The following is a 1,366-nucleotide window of genomic DNA, read 5'->3' as shown; positions in this document are numbered from 1 at the left end:
ACGTCTCCGGCCCCAGCGCTGTACCGCACGTCGGTTCCAGACGACGGGCGGGGACGCCGTACAGCGTCCCCGCCCCATTCAACCGTTCCTTACCCGCACCACGGCGGGCGAGGTCGCCGCCGCGCCGGTCAGAGGCGGCAGGCGTGGATGTTGGTGACCAGGATGGCCCGGGCGCCGATGGCCCACAGGTCGTCCATGATCTGCTGGGCCTCCTTGCGGAGCACCATCGAGCGCACCGCCACCCAGCCCTCGGTGTGCAGCGGGGAGACGGTCGGCGACTCCAGGCCGGGGGTGAGCGCCACGGCGGCACCGACCTTCTCGGCGCGGATGTCGTAGTCCATCAGCACGTAGCGGCGGGCCACCAGCACACCCTGGAGGCGGCGCAGGAACTGGTCCACCCGGGTGTCCTCGCCCGCGCCCTTGGGGCGGATCACCACGGCGTCCGAGATCAGGATCGGCTCGCCGAACACCTCCAGGCCGGCGTTGCGCAGGCTGGTGCCGGTCTCCACCACGTCGGCGATCACGTCGGCGACGCCCAGCTGCACCGCGGTCTCCACCGCGCCGTCCAGCTTGGTGACGGTCGCCTTCACGCCGTGGTCGGCGAGGTGCTGCTCGACCAGGCCGGTGTAGGAGGTCGCGATCCGCAGGCCCTCCAGGCCCTTGACGTCCTCGACGGCGACGCCTTCGGGGCGGGCGAAGCGGAAGGTCGACGCGGCGAAGCCGAGCGCGAGCACCTCCTCGGCGTTGGAGTGCGAGTCCAGCAGCAGGTCACGGCCGGTGATGCCGACGTCCAAGCGGCCGGAGCCGACGTAGACGGCGATGTCGCGCGGGCGCAGGAAGAAGAACTCGACCTCGTTGTTCGGGTCGACGAGGACGAGCTCCTTGGGGTCCTTCCGCTGGCGGTAGCCGGCCTCATGGAGCATCTCCGCCGCGGGACCCGAGAGCGAACCCTTGTTGGGGACGGCGATGCGCAGCATGGGAGGTTGGTTCCTTACCTGTGGGGAGGGGCGTGCGGTTCGGGTTTAGAGGTACTTGTAGACGTCGTCGAGCGTCAGCCCGCGGGCGATCATCATCACCTGAACGTGGTACAGGAGCTGTGAGATCTCCTCGGCGGTCTGCTCGTCCGTCTGGAACTCGGCGGCCATCCAGACTTCGGCGGCCTCCTCGACGACCTTCTTGCCGATCGCATGGACGCCCTGCTGGGCGAGCTGCGCGGTACGGGAGGACGAGGGGTCGCCGGTGGCGGCCTTCTGCTGGAGCTCGGCGAAGAGCTCCTCGAATGTCTTCGAAGCCATGATGGGACTCACCTTACGGCGTGCGGGCTGACCGGCGGTAAACGGTCCCGGACCGTGGACAGTCCGTTGGA

General features: G+C 69.4%; 2 protein-coding genes. Both read right to left on the bottom strand.

Translation table 11 applies throughout. The features are described 5' to 3' along the window. Positions 1-128 precede the first annotated feature (128 nt). On the bottom strand, positions 129-977 hold the full coding sequence (gene hisG, locus ACFV61_RS18050) for an ATP phosphoribosyltransferase (protein ID WP_363369700.1): 849 nt from the start codon (positions 975-977) through the stop codon (positions 129-131). 45 nt (positions 978-1,022) lie between these two features. Beyond that, the gene (locus ACFV61_RS18045) at positions 1,023-1,295 is read right to left on the bottom strand and encodes a phosphoribosyl-ATP diphosphatase (RefSeq protein WP_063346472.1); all 273 of its coding nucleotides are present in this window, start codon (positions 1,293-1,295) and stop codon (positions 1,023-1,025) included. Between the last annotated feature and the right edge of the window lie 71 nt (positions 1,296-1,366).

This window comes from Kitasatospora sp. NPDC059817 (assembly GCF_042731835.1).
Taxonomy (GTDB): Bacteria; Actinomycetota; Actinomycetes; order Streptomycetales; family Streptomycetaceae; genus Kitasatospora.
The sequence above is the reverse complement of the archived record's forward strand: the minus strand, read 5'-3'. Positions and strand labels throughout refer to the sequence as shown.